The following is a 7,048-nucleotide window of genomic DNA, read 5'->3' on the forward strand; positions in this document are numbered from 1 at the left end:
CTACCGGGCCGGGACCTGACCCAATCTGAAGACGTTCTCTGGGTCAAAGTGCCGGGCCAGGGTGGATAGTTTCGCCAGGACAGAAGGCGTGTAGCTTTCCGCAAATGCGCCAGCTCCGTTGCCAGTTGCGAAGTTGGCGAGACTTCCTCCATATGCCCAGGGAGCCATGTTTTGGATCATCGCCTCCGCGTGCGCGCCAAAGGCTGGCAGCTCCGGAGGTGGACCAACAGCGACCGAGTGCAGCCCGAACCCGGCTTCCCGGTGACACAGCGCGCTTGGTGTCTCCGGCAGCTGAGGCAGGACCCCACCAAGTTGCCTGATCTCAACCATCAGTTGCGGGGAGGAGCTGTCGGGTCCAGCAGCCTCCAACAGTGTCTCGACGGCCTCACGGGGGAAGTCAGCTAGCAGCGTGGATCTCTCCGCAGCGGGCATGGAATCTTCAGGATCGGAGTGGACCAACCCGATCATGGAGGAAGGCATGGGCCCGACGGCATCCATAAGTAACACCCCAGCCGAGCGCATCGGCGCAAGCCAGGTGGCGCCGTCGTCCGCTGTTCCGACGAAGACGTACCGCACGGCGATGGTGAACCTGCCCGCGAGTGGTTCGGGCACGCCGGGCATGGGCGGCAATTGCATCATGGCTACGGAGGTGGTGGCCGTGTGGGGGAGAGTGGGGCACCATTGGGCCCAGATGCGGAGCACGTTTTCGACGTGGGCCGTGTCGAAAAACAGGGCGCCAGCGTAGATGACGGGGAGTTCGAGGAGTTCGAATTCCATACCCGTGATGATGCCAAGGGAGCCTTTGCCGCCGCGCAGACCCCAGAAAAGATCGGGCTCCGATTGTGCCGTGGCATGGCGCAATTCGCCGTCGCCGGTGACCACATCGAAGGAGCGCACTTTGTCGGAGGCCGCGCCGAAGGATCGCACCATGGGGCCGATGCCGCCGCCGCTCGTATAGCCAGCCACGCCAACTCCGGGCGCCGAGCCGCATAAACCGATCAGGCCGAGGTCTGCGCCCTGGGCGAGGACGGTCGCCCACGTGACTCCTGCACCAATCTGCGCCGTGTTGCTGTCGCTGTTGAGGGTGCAGGCGTCTAGCAACCGGGTGTGGATGAGCAGGGCGCCATCGAGGTTGCTGGCAATGCCGTGTCCGGTTGCCTGGACGGCGACGGGGAGTGAGTTTGCGGCCGCAAATTTCACGCATTCAACCACGTCTGCGGCGTTGGCGGCTTCCACCACGGCGGCCGGAGAGGTTTGCACGGCAAGATTCCATGGCGTGGCTAAGTCGTCGTACACGGGGGCGCCCGGCTCATAGAGCGTACCGGCCAGATTGCGGCTCAATGCGCCAAAATCGATGGTGTGGACGGTGGCGGGTTCCGGCGCTTGAGGCGAATCCATGATGCCCTTTCAATGAAGGCCGCCGCACAATGCGTCAGGCCCCCAGACGGCCTGTTTCCAAGCCTGTCACCGTTGGTCTGATCTGGCTAGGGCCCGTACTGAAGTTCACGCTGAAGTCCACCGCTGAAGTTCACCACTGAAGTCCGACGCCGGATCCCGGCTCAGCCTGCCATCGGCCGCTTTTTGCGGTGGAATAGGAGCGCCACGGCGATTCCGGCCAGCCAAAAATCTTTGGCCATTGCTGTCCCGGCGGCGGTGGGGCGGATGCCGTCGTCCTCGGTCATCCCGGGGGACTTCAGATAGGTGGCCACGAGTCCGCCGGAGAATGCTCCGAGCGCCAGCCCGGCCAGACGGCTCGGTACGAACGGGGCCAAGACGACTGCGCCCACGGCGATCTCGGAGTAAGCGAGCCGGCTGCCAAATTCTGCCGGGGTCCAGCTGCTCACTTGGGGAATGACCCGTTCCGCCGCTGACTGCAAGCCCGCGGCGTGTTCGGGTGCGAGTTTGAGCTTGCCAATACCGGAGTTGAGGATGAACGCTCCGGAAACCAGTCGTAGTGCGGCGTTGCTGATGCTGAATCCCATAGGGTGCTCCTGAGTTCATGAAAAAGTTGCAGTGTTTTCAGCTTTCACACTATGGCGGGCACGTGCCTATTGGCTAGGGGTGTGCACGTTTGGCGATATTTCGGCGCGTCTCCGGGACCCGCTGGGTGCCACGCACGCGGAGGACTGAGCGGCACATCCGATAAGACGAACAGCTGTGCAGAGAGTAGTCAGGCGCTGGGCCCCAACGTTGCTGCTAGTCCGGCGATCATTGCTTTGAGTCCCAGCGCGAACGCGGCGTCGGCGTCATTGGCCCGGCCCGTTGCGGGCGAAGGGCCCAGCCCCCTGTGCTGCACGGCGTCGCTGAAGTGGGGTGCCTCCGAGGCGAGGGATCCGACGTCGAAAATGTCATCCGGTGCGGTGACGTCGTAGGCAGATCCGTAAATGAATGATTCCAAGGCCACGATGGCGTCAATGATGGATTCACGCTGCCAGCCGGCAGCAAGAAAGCCTTGTGTCACGGCCTCATACATGGTGATGGTGGCCGGTGCATTGGTGACCGGCAGTAGCGCAATAACGGGGATCAGCGGCAAATGCGCGGCGAAAACATCCCGATAGGACCGCGCCCAACTGGCCACCGCGGATTCCCATGGCTCGGATCTGAACGCGGAAACATCCACGCGGCCCATGAGGTGATCCTCCACGAGCAGCAATACGTCCTGCTTTGAACGCACATGGTTGTAAAGGGCTGATGGCGCCACATGCAACGATTTGGCCAGGGCTGCCATGGTCAAACCCTTATAACCGTCGTGGCTGATCAGCTTCAGGGCAGCCTTGGTGATCCTCGCAGAACTCAGCAATGCCTGCGGGGGGCGGCCCGCCCGGCGTCGTGCTTGATGATGCAGATCTGCGGTCTCAACCAAGGTAAATCCCCGTCCTTATCCTTACGCAATCTCCTCGCGCAACTTCTTCAGGCACCTAGGCGCAGTTTTCTTATTTTCTTTGGCCAGCCCCTTTACGGCAGCAGTGACGTCCGTTACAGTCTATTCTAAATGAACGCCATTCATTTAGTGAAGGGCATCACTGAAGTTTTGCAGGAGAGGGAAGCAATGACATCGGCAGACAATCCCGTCAGGATCGAGCGAGACGTCGTTATCATCGGCGCCGGACCATCAGGCCTGACCGCCGCGCATGAACTGAAAAAGGCGGGCCTGAGTGTGGCCGTCCTGGAAGCCCGCGACCGAGTGGGTGGACGCACCTGGTCCAACACGATCGACGGCGCCTGGCTGGAAATTGGCGGCCAGTGGGTCTCTCCGGACCAGACGGCACTGATTGGACTGCTCGAGGAACTTGGCCTGGACACCTACTCGCGCTACCGCGACGGCGACAGTGTGTATATCGCCCCCGACGGCACGCGCACGCGCTACACAGGTGAAATGTTCCCCGTCAGCGCCGGCACCGAGGAGCAAATGAACAAGCTCATCGCCGTCTTGGATGAACTCGCCGCCGCGATGGATCCGGCCAAACCCTGGGACCATCCGCAGGCCCGCGAGCTGGACATCATCTCCTTTCATCACTGGCTGCGGACCCAGAGTAACGATGAGGAGGCCTGCAATAACATCGGCCTGTTCATCGCCGGCGGCATGCTGACCAAACCCGCCCACGCCTTCTCGGCTTTGCAGGCGGTCTTCATGGCGTCCTCCGCCGGCTCCTTCAGCAACCTCGTCGACGACAACTTCATTCTCGATAAGCGCGTGGTGGGCGGCATGCAGGGCGTATCCCTCGCGATCGCCGCCGAGCTCGGTGCCGATGTCATCCTCAATTCCCCGGCCCGGACCGTCCGTTGGGAGAAGAACGACGGCGGATACCTCGCCACCGTGACTTCCGACGGCGCTACCGTCACCGCCAAGCGTGTGATCATGGCCGTTCCGCCCAACCTCTACAGCCGGGTCTCCTTCGATCCGCCGCTGCCGCGGCGCCAGCACCAGATGCATCAGCACCAATCCTTGGGTTTGGTCATCAAGGTTCATGCGGTCTATGAAACCCCGTTCTGGCGGAAAGACGGGCTGTCCGGCACCGGCTTTAGTGCCTCCTCGTTGGTTCAGGAGGTCTACGACAACACAAACCACCAGGACCCCCGCGGCACGCTGGTTGGCTTCGTTTCCGATGAAAAGGCCGACTACGCTTTCACGCTTTCGCCGGAGCAGCGGAAGAAGGAAATTACCGCGTCCCTTGCGGAGTTCCTCGGCGATGGCGCTGGGGAACCGGTGGTCTACTACGAATCCGATTGGGGTTCGGAAGAGTGGACCCGTGGTGCCTATGCGGCCAGTTACGATCTGGGCGGCCTGCACCGCTACGGCCCGGATCAGCTCACCCCCGTAGGCCCGATTCATTGGTCCTGCTCGGATTTGGCCGCCGAGGGCTACCAACACGTGGACGGTGCCGTCCGCATGGGACAGTTCACCGCCGCCGCCCTGATTAAAGAACTGGCCTAGCACACCGGTTCACCAGCACTAATTAGCGACATCTCTGAGCTGTATCTCTTAGCGACAACGAAGTCCTGAGGAGGACCCTTATGCGGTATGTAGTTGGATATACGGCCAACGCCCGTGGCGGCGATGCCGTCAACCTGGCCGTCGCCTTGGCCCGCCGGCAGGGTGCCGCCTTGGATCTGGTCATGGTGATGCCCCAAGACTCTCCCTACAACGGGGCGTACCCGCCGGTTTCAGGTATCGGCGACATCATGTCCCAACAGATCTCGCAGTGGGTAGAGGAGGGTTTGGCCCTGATCCCGGACGACGTCCCAGCTCAGGCTCACATCCAGCGCGGCGAATCCGAGGCTGAAGCGCTCATTGCTGCAGCGCAAGAGTTGGGAGCTGGTCTGTTGGTCATTGGGGCCAGCAGCACTGGGCTGTTCAAGCGGTTCTCCATCGGTTCGGTTGCCAGCTCTTTGCTGCACGCTTCGATGATTCCGGTGGCGCTTGCCCCGTCGGGTTACAGCCGTATTGAACCCATCACACGCCTGACCTGCGCACTGGGCACTCGCAGCGGGGCTGAAGAAGTCCTCACCGTTAGCGTCGCAATGGCCAAACGCCGGGGCCTGCCCTTGCGGCTGGTTTCCCTCGTGGCCCTTGGCAATGACGGCCCCGGGGCCAGCGAGCCTGGCGCTTCTGTGGATGACGCCCGGGCCCACCTGCGCGGCGTTGCCGAAGCCAGTCAGGATCTGGAGCCCGGAGAGCTGGAAACACTCAAACCCGAGATTGTTGTTGGCACCGGGCGGAGTATTGAGGACGCCGTGGACCGGCTCGACTGGGAGGACGGGGAGCTGTTGATGATTGGCTCCAGCCGGCTGGCCCAGAACAAATCGATCTTCTTAGGCGCCACCGCCAACCGCATCCTGCGCGCACTGCCGGTCCCCATGATCGTGGTCCCGCGCGACTTCGCACTTTCAGACGAAGAGGCCACGTTATGAGTAACCGAGAAACTGCCACAAAAACCACTACCGGGCTGAGCGAGAAGGGCCTGAAAGCCGGATCGGTAGGGTTGATTGGCGCCGTCGTGATTGGCGTTTCCTGCATCGCGCCGGCCTATACCTTGACGGCCGCACTAGGCCCCACGGTGTCCGAGGTGGGCGTGCACCTGCCGGCCATCTTCCTGGTCGGATTCATCCCGATGCTGCTCGTGGCGCTGGGCTACCGAGAACTGAACAATGCCATGCCCGACGCCGGGACCTCCTTCACATGGGCATCGCGCGCCTTTGGGCCGTGGCTTGGTTGGATGGGCGGTTGGGGCTTGATCGCAGCAACCATCATTGTGCTGTCCAACCTGGCGGCCGTGGCGGTGGACTTCTTCTACCTGATGCTGGCCCAAGTCTTCAGCAACGATTCCTTAGCCGATCTAACCACCGTGCTCCCGCTGAATATCGCCACAACCTTGGTCTTCATTGCCGGTGCCTGCTGGATTTCCTACCGCGGCATGGAAACTACTAAGACGTTCCAGTACGTTTTGGTGGCATTCCAACTGTTGGTGTTGGGGTGGTTTGCTATTGCCGCATTCGCCCATGTGGCTAACGGCACGGCCTTTGACGCCACAGCTATCCAGGCCGATTGGTTTAACCCCTTCGCCGTGGAGTCTTTCTCGCAGTTTGCTGCTGGTGTTTCCTTGTCGATCTTTATTTTCTGGGGCTGGGATGTCACCCTGACCATGAATGAGGAAACCAAGAACCCGGAAAAGACACCGGGCCGGGCGGCCACCGTCACGGTGGTGGTGATCATGGTCATTTACATGACAGTTTCTTTGGCCACGCTGGCGTTCGCGGGCATTGGCACGGAGGGGCTGGGCGCAGGCAACCCGGAAAACCAGGGCAGCATCTTCGCTGTTCTGGCTGGACCGGTTATGGGGCCCTTCGCGATTCTGATGTCGTTGGCCATCTTGAGTTCGTCCGCAGCGTCGTTGCAGTCAACGTTTGTATCCCCGGCCAGAACGTTGCTGTCCATGGGGCACTACAAGGCGTTGCCCAAGAGCTTTGGCAAGATCAGCCCCACCTACAAGTCGCCTAGCTACGCCACCATTGCGGCGGCCATTGCTGCGGCGGCCTTCTATGTTATTACCCGCACACTCTCAGAGAATGCTCTGTGGGACACCATCACGGCCTTGGGCATGATGATCTGCTTCTACTACGGCATCACTGCACTGGCCTGCGTGTGGTATTTCCGTGCAGAAGCGTTCCACGGAATCCGGAGCTCCTGTTCAAGTTCTTGGCGCCGTTGGTGGGCGGAGTCATCTTATTGGTCATGTTCTTCAAGACCGCTTACGACTCCATGGATCCCGACTACGGATCGGGCTCCAATATTGCCGGCCTCGGTCTGGTGTTTATCCTCGGTGCCGGCGTGATTCTGTTGGGCGCAGTCTTGATGCTGATTATGAATTGGCGCCACCCGGAGTTCTTCAAGGGCCAGGTCCTCAGCCGGGCCAGCCAGCCGTACAACCCGTAACTCAACGGCCCTACCCCACGAAAAATGCCGCCGTTCCCGCAATTTGCCACAGGTAGACCAGGTGGCAAATTGCGGGAACGGTGTGGGGGCCGGGGTTTTGAAGAGTGATAATCC

Annotated in this window: 5 protein-coding genes and 1 pseudogene; 3 read left to right on the forward strand and 3 right to left on the reverse strand. The window is 61.4% G+C overall.

Translation table 11 applies throughout. The features are described from left to right. The 3 genes from AB0O97_RS17100 to AB0O97_RS17110 form a co-directional block, all read right to left on the reverse strand. Positions 1-1,398, reverse strand: coding sequence for an FAD-binding oxidoreductase (locus AB0O97_RS17100; RefSeq protein ID WP_363884253.1), 1,398 nt, complete (start codon positions 1,396-1,398; stop codon positions 1-3). Between the two features lie 161 nt (positions 1,399-1,559). Beyond that, on the reverse strand, positions 1,560-1,982 hold the full coding sequence (locus tag AB0O97_RS17105; protein ID WP_363884255.1) for a hypothetical protein: 423 nt from the start codon (positions 1,980-1,982) through the stop codon (positions 1,560-1,562). Between the two features lie 188 nt (positions 1,983-2,170). Next, positions 2,171-2,863, reverse strand: a complete 693-nt coding sequence (locus tag AB0O97_RS17110; RefSeq protein WP_363884257.1) for a TetR/AcrR family transcriptional regulator — start codon at positions 2,861-2,863, stop codon at positions 2,171-2,173. A gap of 129 nt (positions 2,864-2,992) precedes the next feature. On the opposite strand from AB0O97_RS17110, the gene AB0O97_RS17115 reads away from it, so the two are divergent. From AB0O97_RS17115 to AB0O97_RS17125, 3 genes and pseudogenes are all read left to right on the forward strand, one after another. Further along, positions 2,993-4,435: an FAD-dependent oxidoreductase gene (locus tag AB0O97_RS17115; protein WP_363884258.1), complete on the forward strand. Its 1,443-nt coding sequence runs from the start codon at positions 2,993-2,995 to the stop codon at positions 4,433-4,435. A gap of 80 nt (positions 4,436-4,515) precedes the next feature. Further along, the gene (locus AB0O97_RS17120; protein ID WP_363884260.1) at positions 4,516-5,412 is read left to right on the forward strand and encodes a universal stress protein; all 897 of its coding nucleotides are present in this window, start codon (positions 4,516-4,518) and stop codon (positions 5,410-5,412) included. Beyond that, positions 5,409-6,934 (forward strand): annotated as a pseudogene (locus AB0O97_RS17125) (APC family permease). Before AB0O97_RS17120 ends, AB0O97_RS17125 begins: the two are co-directional and overlap by 4 nt. Positions 6,935-7,048 lie beyond the last annotated feature (114 nt).

The sequence above is a fragment of the Specibacter sp. NPDC078692 genome (assembly GCF_040686835.1).
In the GTDB taxonomy this organism is placed as follows: domain Bacteria; phylum Actinomycetota; class Actinomycetes; order Actinomycetales; family Micrococcaceae; genus Specibacter.

Coding starts and splice junctions, on each gene's coding strand:
- AB0O97_RS17120 (WP_363884260.1), top strand. CDS start 4,516: ATGCGGTATGTAGTTGGATATACGGCCAACGCCCGTGGCGGCGATGCC.
- AB0O97_RS17115 (WP_363884258.1), top strand. CDS start 2,993: ATGAACGCCATTCATTTAGTGAAGGGCATCACTGAAGTTTTGCAGGAG.
- AB0O97_RS17100 (WP_363884253.1), bottom strand. CDS start 1,398: ATGGATTCGCCTCAAGCGCCGGAACCCGCCACCGTCCACACCATCGAT.
- AB0O97_RS17105 (WP_363884255.1), bottom strand. CDS start 1,982: ATGGGATTCAGCATCAGCAACGCCGCACTACGACTGGTTTCCGGAGCG.